Origin of the sequence: Acetivibrio saccincola (assembly GCF_002844395.1) — a bacterium.
Lineage (GTDB): Bacteria > Bacillota > Clostridia > Acetivibrionales > Acetivibrionaceae > Herbivorax > Herbivorax saccincola.
The window spans coordinates 464,761-485,012 of sequence record NZ_CP025197.1; the positions used below are offsets into that span (position 1 = coordinate 464,761).

Consider the following 20,252-nt stretch of genomic DNA (forward strand, 5'->3'; position numbering starts at 1 on the left):
GTAAAGCTTTAATAATAATTATTATACAATACTATCAGCAAAAAATCTTTAAAAAATGATTGGATTTATTTATTAGTATAAAATTATGCAAGTACTAAAAGTTATATACAAACCAAAAGTTTATCCAATCAAAGGAATTTTTACAGAAGATTTTATTTAAGGTTAATTTAAGGTTTATCTAAGGGTGGTTAAAGACACATATTTTATAATGTATTTGAGGTGATAAAAATGATACTCAAAATGAAAGGAATAAAAAAATCCTTTGGAAAAAAGAAAATATTCACCAATTTAAATATTGCACTTAAAAAGGGTGAGGTATTTGCCCTGATAGGTCCTAACGGCGTTGGAAAAACCACTCTTATGCGGATAATACTTGAGTGGGATAAGGATTTTGAAGGGGAGTATTTTAAAGAAGAGGGGGTTAAGATAGGGTATTCACCGGAAACCCCTGTGTTTCCGGAAATATTAACAGGCCGCAAGGTATTGGAATACTACATGGAAGTAAGGGAAATGAAAAAGTCCGTATACAGAAAAGAAAGTGTAAATTTAATGGAAAGAGTAGGTCTTGTACTTAGTAAAGATACATTGGTTAAAAATTATTCTAAAGGAATGAAGCAAAGGCTTGCAGTTGCCCAGTCCCTAATAGGAGACCCGGATATACTTTTACTGGACGAACCTTCTGCAGGGCAGGATTTTCTAGGTCAGCAGCAAATGCAGGATTTGATAGGGGAATTAAAAAAAGAAGGAAAGGCCATAATGCTAAACTCCCACCTGCTTTATGACGTGGAAAGGGTTGCGGACAGAGGGATTATCATAATGGATGAAAGTGTATATAGGGAATTTACAAAAGAGGATTTTAAAAGTACTACACTGGCGGATATGTTTATTGAAACGGCAAAGGAGGTAAAGCATGAAAGCTGTAATTAAACTGCATTTAAAAGAAAATATAAAGAAGAATTCGTTTATAATTTTTGGAATATTAGGAACCATAATAACACTTATAGTTTTGTTTCAGCTAGAGTTTAGTGTAAACGGGGTTCAGGCCACTTCAGACCATGCCGTTTACGGGATTCAATGGAAGATACTTTCTGTTATTGCGTCCTTAGCGGGTGTTTCCATATCCATGAATATTATATCAAATCACAGGCAGGGAACCAAAAGGGAACTCCTGAAACTGCACGGTTTGACTCTTGAAAAACAGTATTTAAGTTTAATTTCCGGGAATGTAATAGTTACTTCTTTAATGGCTTTGATTTTTTGTACAGGCATGTTTATTCAAATAATTATTAAAGGCGGGAACATAACTGTTTTAGGCTTTATAACCGCTGTATTTCTCTACCTCCTTACAATAATGACTTTAACGGTATTGGTATCACTGCTGACATTGATACTGCCCTCCGCTGTGGCTGCCCTTTTGGGGGTGTTGGCAGTTGCTTTAGGAAGCGTAAGAGGGACTTTACAGCTTTTAGTAGGAAATAAAGGCGGGATGTTTGGCAGTGTGGCAGGTTTTTTTCTAAAACTTATCCCCCCTCTTGACCAGTTTGGAAATCTAATCAGGGATTTTTTTATGTGGGAGTTTTTTGACCATGGGAAATTATACTACGGCAAATTATTTGGCAGCTTGTTTTACCTGTGGGCTTTGATAGGAATTACGTACCTTACAGTCAAGGTGGTGGCGAGAAATGAAAACTAAATTAATTTATTTACTGACAGGAATAGTTTTAGTTTCAGGGATGTACTTTACCAAAACAGATGATATGGATAAAGATACCCTGGTATTAATAGAAAAGGCATTGGAAATAGATTCAAAGCTGGAATTGTGGCCAGGGTACAAACTTGGCAAATACCCTATAGATGTTAATTATGAAAATGTGGAATTTAGATACTTTAAAGGGGATATAATTGAAAAAAAACCTACTTTAGAAGTATTGGCATTTACCGCCTGGGTTGAAGAAGGGCAGCCTGTGGTTAAAGTACTGCCTGAATCAATGCTGAGTCAGGTTCTTAACGTTATGGGGAATATGAGCAGTGAGAAAATGGAATATCATTATATTAAAGCCCTTTTTCATGAAGGTTTTCATGCTTTTCAAATTGAAAGGGGCATTATATCAGATATAGATAGTTTTCAGGCAAATAATGAATTTGAAGCAAACAATATACATAAAACAAATAATTCACCTGAATTAAATCCCCATAGTGAAGATAATAAAGAAAATTCAAGTTCTTATGAAAAATTTTTAAATATACTGTACCTGCTGGATAATGACATTAAATATCGTAAGCTGTGGACGGAAGAAGAGAAAAGTCTGATGGATTATTTTAAGAACAATAATAAAGAAGGCTGGGTGAAATGCCATAATAGAAGAGTAAAATATCTAAAAGAAGTTTTGGGGGATGATTTTGATTTTTATATTAAAATGGAAAATGACAGGGAGCTGGTGGAGGGGACAGCTCGGTACATAGAAGATAAAATTATGGACATTCTGACGGGAAAAGTTGACGAAATTTCCGTTAGTGTAATATACTCAAAAGGAGTTTCAAAATTTTATACCACAGGAAGAATAAAATGCCTGATTCTTGATAAGAACAGCAACTTTCAAGACAATGACTGGAAAGAAAACTTATTTAATTCTCAGAGTACATTAACGGATTTATTGATGCATCCTTATTAGCATATTTTCATTAATACATCTTTATTAATTACCAGTATATCTATTAGCACTTTTATTAGTGCATCTATTAATGTATCTACTAATGTATATATTGATGAATCTAATAATGCATCTTTATTTTTATCAATACATTGACAGATTTACTGCTTTACTATAAATTAAGGGAAAAGGGGTGAGCATTTGAAAGATACAATAATGATTGTTGACGACTCTAAAGAACTTAGAAAGGTTATAAAACTATATTTAGAGAATGCCGGCTATGAAACAATTGAAGCAGAAAACGGAAAAATGGCTTTGGAAATATTAAAAGAAAAAGATATATCCCTTATGATTCTTGATATAATGATGCCTGAGATGGACGGATTTGAAGTGCTGGATGCTTTAGGAGAGGACAGAAAATTTCCGGTTATATTTCTTTCTGCCAGGGGAAAAGTGGAGGACAAAATTAAAGGCCTTAATTTAGGCGGTGATGATTATATATCCAAGCCCTTTGATCCGGGTGAAGTTGTGGCAAGGGTTATGGCAGTCCTTCGCAGAAATCAAAGAAGTATGAAAAAACAAATAGTAGTGGGTTCCCTTAAATGGGATGTGGAAAACAGGGTGGTATATTTAGGAGACAAAATTCTTGAGCTGAGGGCAAAGGAATATAAACTGCTTACATTGTTTATAGAGGCCGGGCAAGGTGTTTACCAAGCAGGAAATATATGAATATTTGTGGGATGAGCCGTATTTTCGAGATGACAACACCATAATGGTGCATATAAGCAATTTGAGGGATAAAATAGAAGGTGAACCCAACACCCCAAAAATTTTAACCATAAGGGGTTTGGGGTATATGATGGATGAAGGGTGTTGACATGGACAGGCGGAGGAATATTTTAAAAAATACATTTAAGTTTGCAGCTTCATTTATTGTTATAAATATTTTATTTTTATTTGTTGTAGTGGCGTTTGTGCTGTATTCTACTGCAGGAAAAAATATAAATTCCCTTGTTCCAATATCAAGGAAGGTAAATCCAGATGATTTAGACTGGGAAGCTATTAATGAAATTGGAGGCTGGGGCATTGTTGTAGATAATGAAGGAAATGTTGTAAAATCCTATTATCAAGAGGATGATAAAAAGAATTATACTTATATAGAACTTGTGGATTTATGTTGATATAAGGCATAATGATAAAACCGCCTTTTCGTACGGTACCGTGGACGGTAATAAGCTTATTATAATATATCCCTCTTTGGTTTTTCAAAAGTACCCACCTTAAACATAGCAGCCGTGGGAAACGGATTTCCTTATTCAGAGGTACTTTTTATACTGGGAGGGGCTGTGTACATTTTTTTGATATATTTAATAATAAAAAGGCTTACCAGGAGATTAAAGCTTGAGTTTAATTTAATAAAGGCGGAAGAAAACAAAAGACAAAGTATGTTTTTAAGAGGGCTTGCCCATGATGTAAAAACTCCATTGTCAACAATTATTACTTATTCTAAAGCTTTAGAAGACGGGATTGTAAAGGAAAATGAAGTTGGGGATTATTATAAAGTTATTTATAGTAACGGGATAATTTTGAAAGAAAGGGTTGAAAATATGCTAAGCCTTACAACCTTAGGGGATGAAGGCATATTTTCAATTGAAGAAGGGGATGTACTGGAAGAAGTAAGGCGTTTTATAGGAGAAAATTATTCATGGTTTGTAAAAAATGATGCTTCTATAAATGTAGAAATAAGTGATGATGCTAAGTTTATCACCAAATATGACAAAAAGCTTTTTGCACGGGTACTGGAAAACTTACTTCAAAACAGAGTTTATCACAATAATAAACCTGTTAATATATTTGTTGAATGGGATAATAAAGACAAAATGCTTATTATATATGATGACGGTGTAGGGGTTCCGGAAAAAATCAGGGATTATATGTGGGACCCTATGGTAACAGGGGAAGAGAGCAGGACTGGAGAAAAACTGCGGGGTATCGGCCTTGCCAATGTAAAAAGGATTGTGGAACTTCATGGATGGGATATAGAATATGACGGTAAGTTTAAAATAAAGATAAAAAATGATATAAAGATAAAGAGACAAAAAAATAAAATAATAAAAAATAAAAAACGTAATAATAAAAAAACAACGTAAGAAGCAGTGTAAGACAAACATATTATTTTGACGGGGTGGTGTCTTTATGGATTTTAGTATGGAATTTAAATACAGTATGCCAACGCAAATATATTTTGGCAAAGATGTAATTTTAAAAAACAAAGAAGTATTTGGCAAAATAGGCAGCAGGGCTTTAATTGTTACAGGAAGGCGCTCTGCAAAAGAGAACGGTTCATATGATGATGTGGTAAAAGCCCTTTTAGAAACCGGAGTAGAGTATGTTCTTTTTGATGAGGTGGAGGAGAATCCTTCTTTAGAAACCATAGAAAAAGGAAGCAATATAGGAAAGGATTACAATGTTGACTTTGTAATTGGAATTGGGGGCGGTTCACCTATGGATGCTGCAAAAGCCATGGCTGTATTTATAAAAAACCCCCAAATCAATAAAAATAATATATTTGGCAGCGGGAAGCTTAACAGCATCCCCGTGGTGGCTGTGCCGACAACTGCAGGGACAGGCTCGGAAGTCACCCAATACAGCATAGTGACTTCTCATCAGGAAAAGACAAAGAAAAACTTAGGACAAAGCATATTTCCAAAAGTCGCTTTTATAGATTGTAAATATACATACAACCTGCCCTATGATATCACTGTAAATACTGCTATTGATGCCTTTACCCATTTAGTTGAAGGTTATCTGAACACAAACAGCACTTATATGTCAGATATCTATGGTGAAAAGGGTTTTGAGCTGTTTGGATACTGTTTTAAAAAATTAGTAGATAAGGATTTAGACCCGGAGTTTAGAAACAAAGTTATGATGGCATCAACTTTAGCCGGGGTACAAATTGCACAAACCGGTACATCCCTGCCTCATGGAATGGGATATCCCCTCACTTATTTTAAAGGGCTTCCCCACGGACTTGCCAATGGTGTTTTGACAGTGGAGTACTTAAAATCCTTTAAGAACAAGACAAAGATAGAAAGAATGTTAAGGTTTTTAGGTGTTGGCAGTTTAGAAGAATTAGAAGACATTCTCAAAAGATTAATAGATGTAAAAATAGACATAACGGAAGAGGAAATTTATGAATATTCAAAAAAATTAATGCTCAATAAAAAGAAATTGAAGAATCACCCGCAGGAAGTAGAACTTGAGGTTCTTGTAAACATTTACAGCAATAGTCTTTTGAAAAAATAATACGTTTTTATTGCCTGCGGATATAGCCGGAACGGTGTGCAGGTGCAACATTGCATATCCTCCTTACGGCTTCCTGCAGGTGATTTTTTGTTATTTCTTCCTGTCCTTGTCCGGCAGCAATTACTGCGGCTTCATTAAGTATTGTTTCAATTTGGGAACAGCTCAAATCCTCAAATTTAGAGGCTATCTCTTCAATTGATACATCTTGTGAAAATTTTTTGTCTTTAGAATGTATTTTTATCAGTTCAATTCTGGTTTTATAATCAGGGTAAGGAACGGTGTATTTTTTATCAAATCTTCCTGCACGCACCAAAGCTTCGTCAAGAGCCTGATAGTTATTAGTTGCAGCAATAACCATAACACCTTCCTCACGGGTAAATCCGTCCATCTCATTTAGCATTGCGGCAATAATTCTGTTGTTTTCTTTGTCGATTCCAGTTCCGGAAAAATAACGCTTTTCTCCTATTCCGTCAAATTCATCTATAAATATTATGCAGGGTTTGTTGGCTCGGGCTTTTCTAAAGAGGGCTTTGATTTTGGCAGGTCCTATGGACATAATTGCACTTTGAAAATCCGTAGCCTTGGTTGCAATGAAATTAACTTTGGCCTCCCCTGCTAATGCCCTTGCAAACAAAGTTTTTCCGTTTCCGGGGTCTCCTTCAAGTAAAATACCGTTTATGGGGCGTATACCCTTTGCCGCATACTTATGTGGGTTTTTTAATATGTTCACAGCCTGAAGCATATCTCTTTTTAAATCTTCCATGCCTGCCACATCTGAAAATTTGGTATTGTTATTGCGGATAACTTTAAATGTGTTTTTTCTAAAATCAAAAAGTTTATATAAGCCAAATATTATAATCCCAAAAAAGATGACATAAAAAATCATGTCTACAACTGTATATAAAATTGTATCCACATCTTCTTCTGAGGTAACTTTAACCCCGTTTAGGAGTAAAAACTCTTTAAAAGAATCTAATTCCGGATTGTCAGTATGATATTCTGTTTCCTCACAGTCTAAGCAGAATTTTACTTTATCACTTGCAATTTTGGCAGAAATCACATTGCCCTTTTCCACATGGTTGTAGAATTCAGGGTAGGGCATATATTGGGAGTTATCCTTTTCAAAATAAAAAGATATGCCGATGACCGCTGCAAGTATAACCATAGAAATAATCAGTATATTTTTTTTGTTTTTCATTTTGTTTCCCCTTTGTTTAAAATATATTCAAATTAAAAATTTATTTAAATTCAATTATAGCAAAAGCATTTATATTATTCAAAATTTTTGCTATAATACAATTTATAAATTTTATTCCAATATAAATATTTATTAACATCAACTTTAATACAAAAAAGCATAGGCATGATATAAGGAATTGCAGGGGGAGGATTATATTTGAATAAAGTTATTGAAGTACAGGGGTTAAAAAAACGCTATGGTGAAATTTATGCGGTTAAAGGAATTGATTTTTATGCTGAGAAAGGAAATTATTTGCATTTCTAGAACCAAACGGTGCGGGAAAACCACCACCATTAACATGATTACAACAATGCTTCCAATGGATGAGGGCTTAATTCAAGTAAAAGGTTTTAAAGTAGGTGTTGATGATATTTCAATTAAAAAATGCATAGGCATTGTTTTTCAAGACAATTATCTGGATGAACTTTTGACGGTAAAGGAAAACTTGATGACAAGGGAAAGTTTATATGGAGGTACGAAGGCAGAAATAAAAGAGCGGGTGGAAAAGGCAATGGATGCGGTGAAAATTACTGATTTGGCAAACCGCTCGTATAGCAAACTGTCAGGCGGGCAACGCCGGCGCACTGCTATTGCACGGGCACTTGTTCACCGGCCTGACATTTTATTTCTGGATGAACCAACAACCGGTCTTGATCCTCAAACGCGTGAAAATGTCTGGGAAACAATTCAGCACTTGCAAAAAAGTATGGGCATGACTGTATTTTTAACGACGCATTACATGGAAGAAGCAGCGCTGGCTGATTATGTGGTAGTTATAGACGATGGGATGATTGTTGCAAAAGGTACACCTGCAGAACTTAAAAGCCGGTATGCAACGGATACCCTGCGTTTTGTTCCAAAAGACAGAAAAAAGGCAAAGGAAGTTTTGGAAAGTGAAAAGTCAAGTACCGGGAGGAAAACGGGGAAATTGTTGTCAATCTGGAAGAAACCGTTGACAGTTTACCTCTTCTTAATAAATTAAGTGGTAATCTTATGAATTTCCAGGTCTTAAACGGAACTATGGACGAAGTTTTTATTCAAATAACGGGAAAGGAGATGGGATAAATGCTAAAAGCCATGGTGATACGCAATCTCAAGCTCTATTTCCGGGACAAAGCCGCTGTTTTCTTTTCTCTCCTTGGTGTTTTAATTATTATTTTGCTGTATGTATTGTTTCTTGGGAAAATGATTGCCCAAACTGCAGAAGGTTTCTCTGATGCGGTTGCCAGGTTTTTCACAGATTCCTGGGTAATGGCCGGCGTTATTGCCTCAGCCACCATGACTACTTGTCTTGGAGGCTTTGGGATTATGGTTGAGGATAAGGCAAAAAATATTTCTAAAGACTTTGAGAGTTCACCCATACCACGCTCAAAGCTGGTTCTTGCCTACATTATTTCATCGGTTGTTATCGGACTTATTATGTCTGTATTTACTTTTTTACTTGGAGAGCTATATATTGTTATGCTTGGTGGGGAATTTCTTTCACTGCATGGGCTGCTTAAAGCTTTGGGTATAATTGTCTTGTCAGTGGGAGCATCCAGTGCAATTGTTTTCCTGCTTGTGACATTCATCAAAAGCATGAATGCATTTAGCAATTTGTCAATATTAATTGGAACTTTAATTGGATTTTTAACCGGCGTTTATGTTCCCATTGGCAACTTGCCTGTGTTCATTCAAAATGTAATAAAGATTTTTCCCATTTCCCACGGTGCTGCAGCTCTTCGTCAGGTAATGGTGCAGGAAGCAATTTCTCTTGAACATATTCCGGCGGATATCAAGGCATTTATGGGAATTGAATTTGAAGTGGGCGGCAATATCATGCCGTTTTGGCTTTACCTGGCAATATTGTTTGGAACATTGGTTGTTTTTTACTTTCTTTCGGTTTTAGTTGTTTCAAAATGTAAGGTGAGGTCTTGACAATGAGGATGCATGGCATATTTTGAATAAAACAGTATTTTCATCACAAATTAACATTGCAACAAGTTTTTTGTATTGAAAGCCGGATCAACCCATTGCTTTTGCTGCGGCAGTGGGTTTTTTTTAAGAATATATTCTTTTGTTTTATTAGTAATCCGTTTCTTAATTGAAAGGCTTTTTGGAGATCGTTTTTTATAGATAAGTTTTTTAGGGAAGCATATTATCCCGTGCCGTTAATGAAATGCCTTTTTTGTGACGATCCGGAGTTTTCCTTACAATATTTTTTTGTTATTGAAAATAAGGAAATTCATTACCTATTAGAATTTCATATAGAAGAGGGAATAATTAATGAAAAATTATATGTTGATAAAAAATTATTGCTTGAGAGAATGGGTTCAACGGCAAAGTCGTATATTACAGAAAAAAATACTTATACAGATTTAAAAAATGATATACTTTTTTTAAGGACCGTTTATTTTAACACAGGATTTTCAAACAACAGTATTTTGCGTAAGTGGTTTGATTACATGAAAAATTCAATATATGTTAATCCGTTTATTTAACTTGTTGTATCCTATAACCAAAATAATATGAGTATTATTAAGTATCTTGAAGATAATGGTGTGGAAAAAATTAATCAATTTTTTGAGAATTATAATTTTGAATATACTGTGGATTATCATAAAGAGATAAAGGTGGATAATACTGAAAATGTAGTTGATGCCCGCAATGAAGGATTAATTCTTTTTAAGCGTAAGGGCATAAATGTGCCGATTCCCTATTCCATTGAATCATTGGGAAACACAAATGTTTTTTGTATCCCATTCTACAAATTTATTGTCAACTTCAATACTAAGACCTGACCAGATTTACACTGTTGAATTCAATGTTTTAAATAGTCCATTCACCATGGGCAATACATACAAGGTACCACTCACCGTCATACTCTTCAAAAACCAGTCTTAGACTTGCCCAATCCGCTCCATCATGAGCTTTGGTTCCGGGAAAATAGTACTCTATAAATTTACCTTCAGGATAAACATCCAAAATATTGACAATGGTATTTCCATATGACTGTATTTCATTGTATGCCACTTTTTCTGCATTGGCAAAATCATGGTCATATATGAATTTATCGTAGTACTGCTTAAATGTTAATTCAATTGGATTACCTGAACCGTCATAACTTCCCCAATTATATACTTTTTCTGATTCCAACAGACCTTTAAATTGATCCTTTGTAAACACTTTATGCTTTTCCGGATCAATGTGGGAATATGGGGAGAACAGTACACCTTTTACAGGGTGCACCATAGATGCTAACTTTTCCATGTCCTTTTCTTTAATAGCTTTAATGGCTATTTGAGACCTGGTTTCAACTTTAACTTTTGTCTCACCCGAATTTTTTTCAATAATACTGTCATCTCTTTTGAAGGGTTCATTAAATATAGCATGTATATATACTTCTTGCTTTTGTCCTTCAATGAGAAACTGTACTTTATCGATGCCAGGAAGTTCTGTCATGGTATTAATTATTGAGTATAAAGTCATTAACTCTCCTGCCGAGCCTCCAGGGTGGTTATCAACAAACTCTTTGGAAAGATCCAGTGTGCAGGTACCGTTCTTGGTTGATGTGGATAAGAGCTTTGTTCCCTGGGGTATTGTTGCATGTAAATTTTCACTTTTTGGACCCTTTTGCAGTTCCTCAAATACTAATCTTTCCATTTGTGTGTCTTTTTCTGTTTCAACTTCCCTTTTCTCAGCAACAACTTTCTCTGCATTGGAATTTGCAAAATAAAGGGTAATTGTTCTTTTTTCTAAAGGTTCTTGAGTTGCCGGTACTGTATTTTCAGGAGAAACAGTTGCATTAGGAGTTTTAAGGCCAATCCGGCCGGTTGGACTAGGTTCCTCACTGCTCCCGTTGTTGGTTGATCCTTTGATTTTATCAATATTTACCGCAAATACTATTGCCGTTGTTACTACAAGAAGTACTGCTGCAGATATCAAAACTGGTTTTATGTATTTATTCATATCAATTGCCTCCATTACGTTTTTATTGATATTTTACTTTCTATACTTCCTAAATATATATAGTCTGCTTAGTTTTTTATATTATACAGATTATTATATACCTTTGATTCGTAAATAAAAAGCCCCTATAGTGATTTTAAGTATAAATCAACAATTTTTTTGTAGCGAGGGCTATGTCTTTTTGTGTAATTTAGACGTAGTTTTTACTGTAGTTTTCTAATTAGATTGCCGATATATTAATTAGATGGCGTGTTCTTTAGAAACCAGGGAGGTAAAGATCGTGGATTATCCATCAATTTTTCTAATTCTTTTTATTTCTGTATGTGTTGTTTCCACAGTTTTAGGAATATTAGTAATAATTAATAATCATAAAGCACTGGCTAACAAGATTTTTTTAGTACTGATTATGTCGGTTAATATTTGGACGGTTGGTCTAGGTTTTGCAACGGTTGCACCAGATGTTGTAACCGCTGAATTTTGGAGGCGGTTTGCGTCATTTGGCTGGGGGTCAGCATATGCAATTATTTTTCACTTTATATTAATTATCACAGATAATCATGCTTTAATTAAAAAAAGGTGGTCCCGCCTGTTGTTATATTTACCTGCAGCTTTATGTATACTGGTTTTTGGTCTTCCAACCGGTCTCAATAAAAAACCCTACAACCTTCATCTTACACAATTTGGCTGGATCAACGTGGCTGAGAATAATTTGTGGGACTGGTTCTTCTATATTTACTATATAAGTTATACTGTTACAGGGCTGGTGCTGTTGTTGAGGTGGGGTATAAAATCATCAGATTCTAAGATAAAGGTTCAGTCACGTTTTCTTTTTCTATCTTTTACCATTACTTTCCTTTTGGCATCAATTAGCGATGTAATGATAAGCGATATTCCTCAAATAGCTCCTATTATTTTATTAATGCCAATTGCTGTAATATACCAGGCTATTACAAAATATGGTTTTATTATATCTAAGCCTACTGAGAAAAAAAGCCGTTTTTCATTTGTAATAATGGAAGTTGTCGCATACATAGTTCTTACATTTTTGCAGATACGTTTAACGGAATTACCCAGTACTTTCAAATTAGCAATTGTAGATGGACATACTTTGAGAGGAATAATAACCCAATTACAAATGCTTTTATCAATCTATATGGTACTTAAGGAAGATAAACCTGGATTTATAGCAGCTGTTTTGATAAACGCACTCAATTTGCTGTTTACTTTATCTTTTATAATCAGGCTCAAAACAGTTGGACCTTTGCCGGCAACAATTTCCCATTTATCAACACTTTTTATTATAGTGCTTATAGGTATGTATAAAAAAAAACCGCTGCAAATATCAGAGAAATCAATGAACAGAGAAATATTCTTAAATTATCTGAACAAAAATTGTATCATATGGCTTATTATGACTCATTAACGAGACTTCATAATAAAGAGTGGTTTATGGAAAAACTTGAAAGTTCAATTCAGGAAGCAAAGAAAGATGCTACTTTGTTGGGTGTAATATTTCTTGACCTGGATTCATTTAAATCCATCAATGATACAATGGGTCACTCAACCGGCGACAGTGTATTAAAGATGACGGCAGAACGGCTGTCATCCTGTTTAAGGGAAAAGGATACCATTGCCAGGTTTGGTGCTGATGAATTTCTCATATTGATTACAAATATAAAAAGGCTGGAAGAACTTAAAAAGATTACAGATAGAATTATTGGCGTTTTTGACCAATGTATACATGTTCAGGATATTGAATATTTTATGACTGCAAGTGCCGGAGTAGCTGTATATCCGGTTGATGGTGAAGACCCTGAGACGCTGGTTAAGAATGCGGATATTGCCATGTATGAGGCAAAAGCAGGAGGAAAGAACCAAATTATTTATTGTTCGCCGGCTATGAAAGAAGAAGCAACAAAAAAGATGAAATTAACAAACAGCTTATACAGAGCCCTTGATAAAAATGAACTGTATTTACATTACCAGCCCCAGGTTGATGTAAAGACCCAAAAAATAATTGGCTTTGAAGCACTTTTACGCTGGAACAACGGAGAGTACGGGATGGTTTCCCCAAATATTTTTATACCTATGGCAGAGCAAACAGGTTTAATTAGACCCATTGGATTATGGGTTATAAAGACAGCATGTAAAGAGTTCAAAGAATTTAATAAAAGTGGTAATAAAAGCATTACTCTCTCTGTAAATTTATCAATAGAGCAATTAAAAGATATTACCATTGCTGAAAAGATAAGCGAAATATTATATGCTACCAAAATGAACCCTAAAAATTTGCAGATTGAAATTACTGAATCTATTGCATTTAATGAGGATTACAATATTTTAAAGCGTTTAAAAGATATCAGAAACCTTGGGATATCGGTATCGATAGATGATTTTGGTAAAGGATACTCATCATTAAACAGACTAAAAACATTTAGCATTGATTTGCTTAAAATAGACATGGACTTTGTACATGGAATTACTTCCCAATCACAAAAGGACAGGGCAATTATTAAGAGTATCATACAAGTTGCCAAAAACCTTAATGTCAAGGTGCTGGCAGAGGGAGTAGAAACAGAAGAACAGTTTACATTTCTAAGAGATAATGGATGTGATATAGTTCAAGGCTACTATTTTTATAAGCCAATGCCTGCAAGTGAAATTGAAAAATTAGACATAATGGAAGCATATCGATAATATGTTATACTAATTCTAAATCACTACCCCAAATGTCAATAAAATAATAAACATTTATTATTTTATTGACATGCCATAATCTCCTGTATTATATTTATGGTATCCTTAATTGACGGTTAATTTAAAATTTACCCTCTAGGTATAATTGGGTTGCGTGAAAACGCAGTTCATTATATAAAAAATATTTATGGGGGAGAGAAGTAAATGAAACAAAAGTACAATCGCATTATTCCAGTTATTGCGGCAATTGCGATCCAATTATGCCTTGGGACGGCATATATTTGGAGTGTATTCCAGAATGGGATAGCTTCAAGTATATTTGGTGGGTCAAATGCAGATGCAGCACTTACATTTTCACTTCTATTGGCTTTGCTAGGCATAGGCGGTACCATAGGCGGGACACTGCAGAACAAAATAGGTCCGAGAATAACAGTTATAATTGGTGGTTTAATACTGTCCATTGGCTTTTTTGTAGCTTCATTTACCACGTCATCAGTACCATGGTTATTATGGCTCACATATGGAGTCCTTGGCGGTATAGGTATGGGCTTTACTTATTCTACAACCATTGCATGTGCTCAAAAGTGGTTTCCCGACAAAAGAGGTTTTGTTACAGGTATTATAGTTTCCGCCCTTGGATTTGGCGGTGTTGTCTTTACGCCTATTGTTGAGGCCATCATTAGTACACTGGGAAAGGGTATTCCAGGTCAGGGGGAGCTTCTTTCATTTAGAATACTCTCTTTTATATTTTTAATTGTGTGTACAGTTGGTGGTCTTATGGTTAAAAATCCTTCCGAAGGTTTTAAACCTGAAGGATGGACGCCAAAAGTATCTGCCACTGACACTGTGGCTCTGACAACTTTAGAAGTTATAAAAACACCCCAGCTTTATTTACTCACATTTTCATTAATGCTTGCATGTATGGGCGGGCTTATGATGATTGGTTTTGCAAAACCTATTGCAATAGCCCGTGGTCTTGCTGAAACTGCTACCATTGGTGTTTTTGCAATTACAATGTTCAACGCATTTGGAAGGCTTTTCTGGGGTGGTGTTTCAGATAAATTAGGATGCAAGAAAACTATTATTCTTCTTTTAGCCTTGACGGCAGTTCTATCTCTTTGTGTTAATATTGCAGGGGGCTATATGATATATGTTCTTATAGCTTGTATTGGTTTTGCCTACGGTGGTTTTCTAAGTACTTTTCCTGCTTACACGGCTGAACTTTTTGGCACAAAATACAATGCAACAAACTACGGTATAGTTTTGATAGGTTTTGGGATAGGTGCTGTTGCGTCTTCAATCATCGCAGGTATTTATAAAGATATCGCAAAAGATGATATTAACCTTATGTTCCCGGCGTTTGTTATAGCATCTTTAGCTGCAGCCGTTGCAATTATTATGGTGCTTCTTGTTAAACCGGTCAGCAAAAAGGCAGGGTAAACACAAAAAACACAAAATAACAGGGTCGGCAAAAAAAAAAGGCGGCAAAAAATAACACATATAAAAAATAATAGATATAGGAATAAAAATATAGGAAGTATTTTTGGACTTCCTATATTTTTTATTTTGCCGGTACAAGGAAAACCAAGGATTAGCTAGTTTTTTGGATAAAAACATTAAAAAATTAAAAAAAAGCTCCATGTGTTGCAAAAACAACATACAAACGCTATTATATATAGTATAATATTGTCATAAGACAGAGAATTATGAAAAAATACACAATTATCTAAAACTATGGGAAGAATTTTGACAATTTATTCATTAAAAAACAGGAGGTAAAAAATGACTAAAAAAATAGCTTTTGAAGAAGCGGTAAAAAAACATTTTCCAACATTAAAACAATATGTTCCTAATTGTGGCAAAGGTTCATGGGAAAAGCCACCCGGAAATTTATGAAGTTCATAAATTGTTTGATGTAATCAGTGGGAAAATACAAGAAGCATCATCTGATAAGCCTGATTTAAATGATGAATTTGCAAAACTCCGGGAAATTACAGACAATTACCAAGTACCTGAAGATGTATGCGAAAGCTATGAGGCTGTTTATAATATGTTAGCTGAGCTTGACAGTGCTTACCAAATTTAATTAAATGCAAACTACCAAAAGAGAAGGCAGGTGGCTTTCTGTGCAAAGATTTATATTAAGCAAGAAAAACCACATAATGACAATAAGTATAATTTTAATTGTAATTGGATTTGTCAGTAAACTAGTTTTTAAAAACCAAATGATTGCTATTTGTTCTTTAGCCATAGCATCTGTTTTAGGTGTGCTTCCCATTGCAATTCAAGCAGTTCAGGCACTAAAAGTTAAGGTAATTAGTATAGATGTCTTGGTTACCATTGCTGTTATTGGGGCATTTTTAATTAAGAATCTGGAGGAATCAGCCATTGTAACATTCTTGTTTCTCTTTGGTTCTTTTTTAGAACAGCGTACATTAAACAAAACCCGTTCTGCAATTAAAGAACTAACTGAGATGGCTCCTGAAAGTGCTTTGAAGCTGATGGAAAATGGTGAGTTTGAAGAAGTGGAAGTAGATGAAGTGGATGTAGGTGATGTCCTCCTTGTTAAAACAGGCAGTAAAATTCCCGTGGATGGTACAGTGCTTGCCGGGGAAGGATATGTAAATGAGGCCAGTATAACCGGAGAATCTGTCCCTGTAAGCAAAAAGAAAGATTCAGGTGTGTATGCAGGTACAATTTTAGAAAATGGAACCATTCAAATTATTGCCAACCGCGTTGGCGAAGACACCACCTTTGGAAGAATTATTGAACTGGTTGAAGAAGCACAGGACTCAAAATCTGAAGCAGAGCGTTTTATTGACAGGTTTTCAAAATATTACACCCCGGCGGTACTGGTGCTGGCTTTTATGGTGTGGTTAATTATACGGGATGTTGAGATTGCAATTACAATATTGGTTTTAGGATGTCCCGGTGCGTTGGTTATAGGGGTGCCAGTTTCAAATGTAGCGGGTATTGGTAACGGGGCAAGGCATGGTGTTCTTTTAAAAGGCAGTGAGATTATCAGTGATTTTAGCAAAGTTGATACCATAGTATTTGACAAAACAGGAACGCTAACAATAGGAAATCCTAAAGTTATAGACAAAGAAGTTTATGGCGGTAATACTGAAAAAGTACTTAGCTACCTTGCAAGTGTTGAAAAAGAATCAGACCACCCGTTAGCCAAAGCAATTGTAGAATATATTGGGGACACAACACTGTATACAGTTGAAAAAACAGATGTTGTAAAGGGAAGTGGTATTGTTGCCTATGTAGACGGACATAGGGTTGCTGTAGGCAATGTTTCATTAATGGTTAAGGAAAATGTTCCTTTAAGTGAAAAAGCTAAAGCAGATATTTCATCTTTCCAGGAGAGAGGAAACTCCCTTGTCCTTACAGCAGTGGATGGTGAACTGAAAGTGTTAATGGGCATACGGGACCAGATTCGTGAAGGTGTTAAAGAAGACCTTCAAAAATTAAAAAAATTAGGAGTCAAAAACCTGGTGGTGCTGTCAGGTGATAACCAGGGAACAGTTGATTTAGTGGCAAAAGAACTTGGTCTTACAGAAACACATGAAAATATGCTTCCAGAGGATAAAGCAGCATATATAGAGAAATTAATAGCAAAGGGGCAGATTGTTGCATTTGTTGGAGACGGGGTAAATGACAGCCCGTCACTGGTACTTGCACAGGTTGGAATTGCAATGGGAGGCGGCACAGATGTAGCAATTGAAACTTCAGATGTTGTCCTGATGAATTCAGATTTTAGCCGCCTGCCTCATGCCTTGGGTTTGGCAAAAGCAACAGCAAGAAATATGCGCCAGAATATTATTATTGCAGTGGGAGTTATAGTAATACTTCTTGCAAGTGTATTTTTAAGTGAGTGGATGAATATGACCATAGGTATGTTGGCACATGAAGGAAGTATATTAGTGGTAATCTTTAATGGAATGAGGCTTTTACGTTATAAATTAAAATATTAATTACAAAGGAGAGATAAAAATGAAAAAAGCAACAATTCAATTGGAGACATTAACTTGTCCATCATGTATTTTAAAAGTTGAAAATGCAACAAAATCTGTACCGGGTGTGGATAAGGACAGTGTAAAGGTAATGTTTAATTCAAGTAAAGTAAAATTTGATTTTGATGATGAAAAAACTTCAGTTGAAGAGGTTGAAAAGGCTATTACCGCCCTTGGATACCAGGTAATGAAATCTAAAGTAAAATAAAAGAAAATATATTCTGAAGGTTGTATTTCAAAAGCTTATATTCTAAAGGTTTCCGGCATTAATTTTGCCGGGGTCTTTTTTTGTTTTTATCAACAGGCATTTTTTATAAATATGAAGATAATCCTATATTATTAAAAAATTGTATAGTGTATGTAAAAAAAATATGATATTATTGTAGAAAACAACAAGGAAGGGATACTGTTATGAAAAGACTGTGGATAGTTTTACTGACTTTTGTACTACTTGTAGGCTTCATAGGTTGCAGCTCCGGGGGTACTTCTAACATTGCACCGGATGATAGCGACGGGAATGTTGACTTGTCCTCTCCAATGAACCCAACAATGCCCGAAGACAAATCTTCTGGTATCTCGGAAGGTTCATCTGATGAAATGCCAGCAGCAATGCCGGAGAATGAAAAAAATCTTATGCCCTTGGAAGTACACTTTTTAGACGTGGAACAAGCAGATTGTATTTTAATTAAGACACCCGGGCAAAAGGCTGTATTAATTGATTCGGGAAAAAACACCCATGAAGATACCGTTGTATCCTATATAAAATCCCAGGGAATTGATACAATCGATGCAGTAGTGGGAACGCACCCCCATGAGGACCATATCGGAGGTTTAGATGCTGTAATAAATAGCTTTAATATCGGAAAGATATACATGCCAAAAGTTTCCCACACAACCAAAACCTTTGAAGATGTTCTTAATGCCATAGATAATAAAGGCTTAAAAGTGACAACTGCTTTTGCTGGCACAAATATTGAGGTAGATCCGGATTTAAAAATTGAGATATTAGCACCCAACAGTCACACTTATGATGAAATTAACAATTATTCTGCAGTTGTTAAGCTTACTTACAAAAACACATCCTTCCTTTTTACAGGTGATGCTGAAAGTGTTTCAGAGCAGGAAATGATTTCAAAAGGCTATGATTTAAAAGCTGATGTACTAAAAGTAGGACATCATGGAAGTGCAACATCCACTACAGCTCAATTCTTAAAAAAAGTAAGTCCTGATTATGTTGTTATCAGTGTGGGCAAAGATAACAGATATGGACATCCGGATAATTTAGTATTAAACAGGCTTAAAACCTTTGGGGTGGAAATATTCCGTACAGATGAATACGGGACTGTTATAGCAACAAGTGACGGAGAGACAATAAAATTTGATAAAAAAGGAGATGAAAACATATGAAAGTTGTAATTGACAGGTTTGAAGGAAATTATGCCGTTGTAGAACTTGAAGACAAAAGGGTATGTAGTATGCCTGTAGAATTACTGCCTAAGGGGGCAAAGGAAGGTTCGGTGATTAGAATTGAACTTGATACAGAAGAGACAGACAAACGAAAAGAAAGAATTCAAAAATTAATGGATAAATTATGGGAATAAAATTACCAAAGCACAAAGAAAAAAGGGGACGCCAGCCCACTTTATAATAATTTTTTAGATGTTTTCTAAAGCAATTTTTCAACAAGCTGGGGTATTTTACTTGTAGCATTTTTTATTGCCTCTTGTCTTTCTTCTTCTGTATCTCCCGTTCCATCAACCAATAGTTCATAGAAGTTGCTGATGCCTATAAATTTCATAATGTCCTGTACATAGTTCAATCCCTTAGAAAGGGCTGGTTTTAACAGCCATGGGATGCTGGCTCCGGAAGATTGGACATAGATAAAAGTTCTTGGCTTATCATTTATAAGACCATAGGGTTTATTATTTTTAAATGCGATGGTTTTTCCGGTCTGGATAATACAGTCTATATACTCCTTTACAGGGGCGGGGAAGGACAAGCTCCACATGGGGACAGCCAGAACATAAATGTCCGCTGATTTAAACTGGTCGCACAGCTGTTCAATTTTAGCAACTTCCCTTTGCTCCTCTTTGGTAAGGCTGCTTCTTGCCTCAACACTTACAATTGCACTCCTGCTTTCAAAATAGCAGCCTTTTAACTGTGGAATATGTTCTTCATATAGATTTAATTCCTCCAGCTCTACATTATCTATTTTTTCCAAAATTGCATTTACCAGTCTTCTGCTTACCGTTCTACTGGAAGACTCTTCTTCTTTTTTTGAATTTCCAATAATATAGAGTAATTTTTTCATTAAATTTCACCTTCTACACATTGATAAACGCTAACTTATTGTGTGCCTTTTTAATACTCTTTATTCTTAACCTTGAT

Annotated in this window: 23 protein-coding genes; 20 read left to right on the forward strand and 3 right to left on the reverse strand. The window is 35.2% G+C overall.

The window, feature by feature from the left end:
• The first annotated feature begins 228 nt into the window (after positions 1 to 228).
• The 8 genes from HVS_RS02130 (at position 229) to HVS_RS02165 (ending at position 5,960) form a co-directional block, all read left to right on the forward strand.
• Complete coding sequence (locus tag HVS_RS02130) at positions 229 to 927, forward strand: ABC transporter ATP-binding protein (protein WP_101298803.1); 699 nt, start codon at positions 229 to 231, stop codon at positions 925 to 927.
• Positions 911 to 1,693 (forward strand): hypothetical protein, encoded by a 783-nt coding sequence (locus tag HVS_RS02135; RefSeq protein WP_101298804.1) that lies wholly within the window; start codon positions 911 to 913, stop codon positions 1,691 to 1,693. The genes HVS_RS02130 and HVS_RS02135 overlap by 17 nt, the downstream gene beginning before the upstream one ends.
• Positions 1,683 to 2,672, forward strand: a complete 990-nt coding sequence (locus tag HVS_RS02140; RefSeq protein ID WP_101298805.1) for a hypothetical protein — start codon at positions 1,683 to 1,685, stop codon at positions 2,670 to 2,672. Before HVS_RS02135 ends, HVS_RS02140 begins: the two co-directional genes overlap by 11 nt.
• Before the next feature lie 180 nt (positions 2,673 to 2,852).
• Complete coding sequence (locus HVS_RS02145) at positions 2,853 to 3,380, forward strand: response regulator transcription factor (protein ID WP_101298806.1); 528 nt, start codon at positions 2,853 to 2,855, stop codon at positions 3,378 to 3,380.
• Complete coding sequence (locus tag HVS_RS16870; protein ID WP_101298807.1) at positions 3,355 to 3,528, forward strand: winged helix-turn-helix domain-containing protein; 174 nt, start codon at positions 3,355 to 3,357, stop codon at positions 3,526 to 3,528. Before HVS_RS02145 ends, HVS_RS16870 begins: the two co-directional genes overlap by 26 nt.
• Positions 3,515 to 3,832, forward strand: a complete 318-nt coding sequence (locus HVS_RS02155) for a hypothetical protein (protein ID WP_101298808.1) — start codon at positions 3,515 to 3,517, stop codon at positions 3,830 to 3,832. Before HVS_RS16870 ends, HVS_RS02155 begins: the two co-directional genes overlap by 14 nt.
• Positions 3,833 to 3,997: 165 nt before the next feature.
• Positions 3,998 to 4,801, forward strand: coding sequence for a sensor histidine kinase (locus HVS_RS02160; RefSeq protein WP_133161628.1), 804 nt, complete (start codon positions 3,998 to 4,000; stop codon positions 4,799 to 4,801).
• A 46-nt stretch (positions 4,802 to 4,847) separates the two neighbouring features.
• On the forward strand, positions 4,848 to 5,960 hold the full coding sequence (locus HVS_RS02165; RefSeq protein ID WP_235827452.1) for an iron-containing alcohol dehydrogenase family protein: 1,113 nt from the start codon (positions 4,848 to 4,850) through the stop codon (positions 5,958 to 5,960).
• 7 nt (positions 5,961 to 5,967) lie between these two features.
• On the opposite strand, the gene HVS_RS02170 is transcribed toward HVS_RS02165, so the two are convergent.
• Positions 5,968 to 7,158, reverse strand: a complete 1,191-nt coding sequence (locus HVS_RS02170) for an FtsH/Yme1/Tma family ATP-dependent metallopeptidase (protein ID WP_101298810.1) — start codon at positions 7,156 to 7,158, stop codon at positions 5,968 to 5,970.
• A gap of 340 nt (positions 7,159 to 7,498) precedes the next feature.
• Between HVS_RS02170 and HVS_RS02175 the strand changes: the two genes are divergently transcribed.
• The 4 genes from HVS_RS02175 to HVS_RS02190 all read left to right on the forward strand — a co-directional run bounded on the left by HVS_RS02175 (position 7,499) and on the right by HVS_RS02190 (position 9,980).
• A complete protein-coding gene (locus HVS_RS02175; RefSeq protein ID WP_242971641.1) occupies positions 7,499 to 8,182 on the forward strand; it encodes an ABC transporter ATP-binding protein in 684 nt (227 codons plus the stop codon).
• An 83-nt stretch (positions 8,183 to 8,265) separates the two neighbouring features.
• The gene (locus HVS_RS02180) at positions 8,266 to 9,117 is read left to right on the forward strand and encodes an ABC transporter permease (RefSeq protein ID WP_101298811.1); all 852 of its coding nucleotides are present in this window, start codon (positions 8,266 to 8,268) and stop codon (positions 9,115 to 9,117) included.
• A 236-nt stretch (positions 9,118 to 9,353) separates the two neighbouring features.
• Positions 9,354 to 9,680, forward strand: coding sequence for a hypothetical protein (locus HVS_RS02185; RefSeq protein WP_101298812.1), 327 nt, complete (start codon positions 9,354 to 9,356; stop codon positions 9,678 to 9,680).
• A 27-nt stretch (positions 9,681 to 9,707) separates the two neighbouring features.
• On the forward strand, positions 9,708 to 9,980 hold the full coding sequence (locus HVS_RS02190) for a hypothetical protein (RefSeq protein ID WP_159063349.1): 273 nt from the start codon (positions 9,708 to 9,710) through the stop codon (positions 9,978 to 9,980).
• 28 nt (positions 9,981 to 10,008) lie between these two features.
• Here HVS_RS02190 and HVS_RS02195 read toward each other — a convergent pair whose 3' ends face one another.
• Positions 10,009 to 11,148, reverse strand: a complete 1,140-nt coding sequence (locus tag HVS_RS02195; RefSeq protein WP_235827459.1) for a GerMN domain-containing protein — start codon at positions 11,146 to 11,148, stop codon at positions 10,009 to 10,011.
• Positions 11,149 to 11,428: 280 nt separating this feature from the next.
• On the opposite strand from HVS_RS02195, the gene HVS_RS02200 reads away from it, so the two are divergent.
• The 8 genes from HVS_RS02200 (at position 11,429) to HVS_RS02235 (ending at position 19,465) form a co-directional block, all read left to right on the forward strand.
• Positions 11,429 to 12,571: a histidine kinase N-terminal 7TM domain-containing protein gene (locus HVS_RS02200; RefSeq protein ID WP_159063350.1), complete on the forward strand. Its 1,143-nt coding sequence runs from the start codon at positions 11,429 to 11,431 to the stop codon at positions 12,569 to 12,571.
• A 26-nt stretch (positions 12,572 to 12,597) separates the two neighbouring features.
• Positions 12,598 to 13,845, forward strand: coding sequence for a putative bifunctional diguanylate cyclase/phosphodiesterase (locus HVS_RS02205; RefSeq protein WP_242971642.1), 1,248 nt, complete (start codon positions 12,598 to 12,600; stop codon positions 13,843 to 13,845).
• Positions 13,846 to 14,049: 204 nt separating this feature from the next.
• Complete coding sequence (locus tag HVS_RS02210; protein WP_101298817.1) at positions 14,050 to 15,285, forward strand: L-lactate MFS transporter; 1,236 nt, start codon at positions 14,050 to 14,052, stop codon at positions 15,283 to 15,285.
• Between the two features lie 415 nt (positions 15,286 to 15,700).
• Positions 15,701 to 15,931, forward strand: a complete 231-nt coding sequence (locus HVS_RS02215) for an iron-sulfur cluster repair di-iron protein, ric (RefSeq protein WP_242971643.1) — start codon at positions 15,701 to 15,703, stop codon at positions 15,929 to 15,931.
• A gap of 40 nt (positions 15,932 to 15,971) precedes the next feature.
• Positions 15,972 to 17,825, forward strand: a complete 1,854-nt coding sequence (locus HVS_RS02220; protein ID WP_101298818.1) for a heavy metal translocating P-type ATPase — start codon at positions 15,972 to 15,974, stop codon at positions 17,823 to 17,825.
• A gap of 19 nt (positions 17,826 to 17,844) precedes the next feature.
• Positions 17,845 to 18,072: a heavy-metal-associated domain-containing protein gene (locus HVS_RS02225; protein ID WP_101298819.1), complete on the forward strand. Its 228-nt coding sequence runs from the start codon at positions 17,845 to 17,847 to the stop codon at positions 18,070 to 18,072.
• A 203-nt stretch (positions 18,073 to 18,275) separates the two neighbouring features.
• On the forward strand, positions 18,276 to 19,271 hold the full coding sequence (locus tag HVS_RS02230; RefSeq protein ID WP_101298820.1) for an MBL fold metallo-hydrolase: 996 nt from the start codon (positions 18,276 to 18,278) through the stop codon (positions 19,269 to 19,271).
• Positions 19,268 to 19,465, forward strand: a complete 198-nt coding sequence (locus HVS_RS02235) for a DUF3006 domain-containing protein (protein WP_101298821.1) — start codon at positions 19,268 to 19,270, stop codon at positions 19,463 to 19,465. The genes HVS_RS02230 and HVS_RS02235 overlap by 4 nt, the downstream gene beginning before the upstream one ends.
• A gap of 65 nt (positions 19,466 to 19,530) precedes the next feature.
• Here HVS_RS02235 and HVS_RS02240 read toward each other — a convergent pair whose 3' ends face one another.
• Positions 19,531 to 20,175, reverse strand: a complete 645-nt coding sequence (locus tag HVS_RS02240) for an FMN-dependent NADH-azoreductase (protein ID WP_101298822.1) — start codon at positions 20,173 to 20,175, stop codon at positions 19,531 to 19,533.
• Positions 20,176 to 20,252 lie beyond the last annotated feature (77 nt).

Coding starts and splice junctions, on each gene's coding strand:
- HVS_RS02195 (WP_235827459.1), bottom strand. CDS start 11,148: ATGAATAAATACATAAAACCAGTTTTGATATCTGCAGCAGTACTTCTT.
- HVS_RS02130 (WP_101298803.1), top strand. CDS start 229: ATGATACTCAAAATGAAAGGAATAAAAAAATCCTTTGGAAAAAAGAAA.
- HVS_RS02205 (WP_242971642.1), top strand. CDS start 12,598: ATGGAAAAACTTGAAAGTTCAATTCAGGAAGCAAAGAAAGATGCTACT.
- HVS_RS02230 (WP_101298820.1), top strand. CDS start 18,276: ATGAAAAGACTGTGGATAGTTTTACTGACTTTTGTACTACTTGTAGGC.
- HVS_RS02170 (WP_101298810.1), bottom strand. CDS start 7,158: ATGAAAAACAAAAAAAATATACTGATTATTTCTATGGTTATACTTGCA.
- HVS_RS02140 (WP_101298805.1), top strand. CDS start 1,683: ATGAAAACTAAATTAATTTATTTACTGACAGGAATAGTTTTAGTTTCA.
- HVS_RS02190 (WP_159063349.1), top strand. CDS start 9,708: ATGAGTATTATTAAGTATCTTGAAGATAATGGTGTGGAAAAAATTAAT.
- HVS_RS02185 (WP_101298812.1), top strand. CDS start 9,354: ATGAAATGCCTTTTTTGTGACGATCCGGAGTTTTCCTTACAATATTTT.
- HVS_RS02210 (WP_101298817.1), top strand. CDS start 14,050: ATGAAACAAAAGTACAATCGCATTATTCCAGTTATTGCGGCAATTGCG.
- HVS_RS02235 (WP_101298821.1), top strand. CDS start 19,268: ATGAAAGTTGTAATTGACAGGTTTGAAGGAAATTATGCCGTTGTAGAA.
- HVS_RS02175 (WP_242971641.1), top strand. CDS start 7,499: ATGATTACAACAATGCTTCCAATGGATGAGGGCTTAATTCAAGTAAAA.
- HVS_RS02225 (WP_101298819.1), top strand. CDS start 17,845: ATGAAAAAAGCAACAATTCAATTGGAGACATTAACTTGTCCATCATGT.
- HVS_RS02165 (WP_235827452.1), top strand. CDS start 4,848: ATGGATTTTAGTATGGAATTTAAATACAGTATGCCAACGCAAATATAT.
- HVS_RS02155 (WP_101298808.1), top strand. CDS start 3,515: ATGAAGGGTGTTGACATGGACAGGCGGAGGAATATTTTAAAAAATACA.
- HVS_RS02135 (WP_101298804.1), top strand. CDS start 911: ATGAAAGCTGTAATTAAACTGCATTTAAAAGAAAATATAAAGAAGAAT.
- HVS_RS02240 (WP_101298822.1), bottom strand. CDS start 20,175: ATGAAAAAATTACTCTATATTATTGGAAATTCAAAAAAAGAAGAAGAG.
- HVS_RS02180 (WP_101298811.1), top strand. CDS start 8,266: ATGCTAAAAGCCATGGTGATACGCAATCTCAAGCTCTATTTCCGGGAC.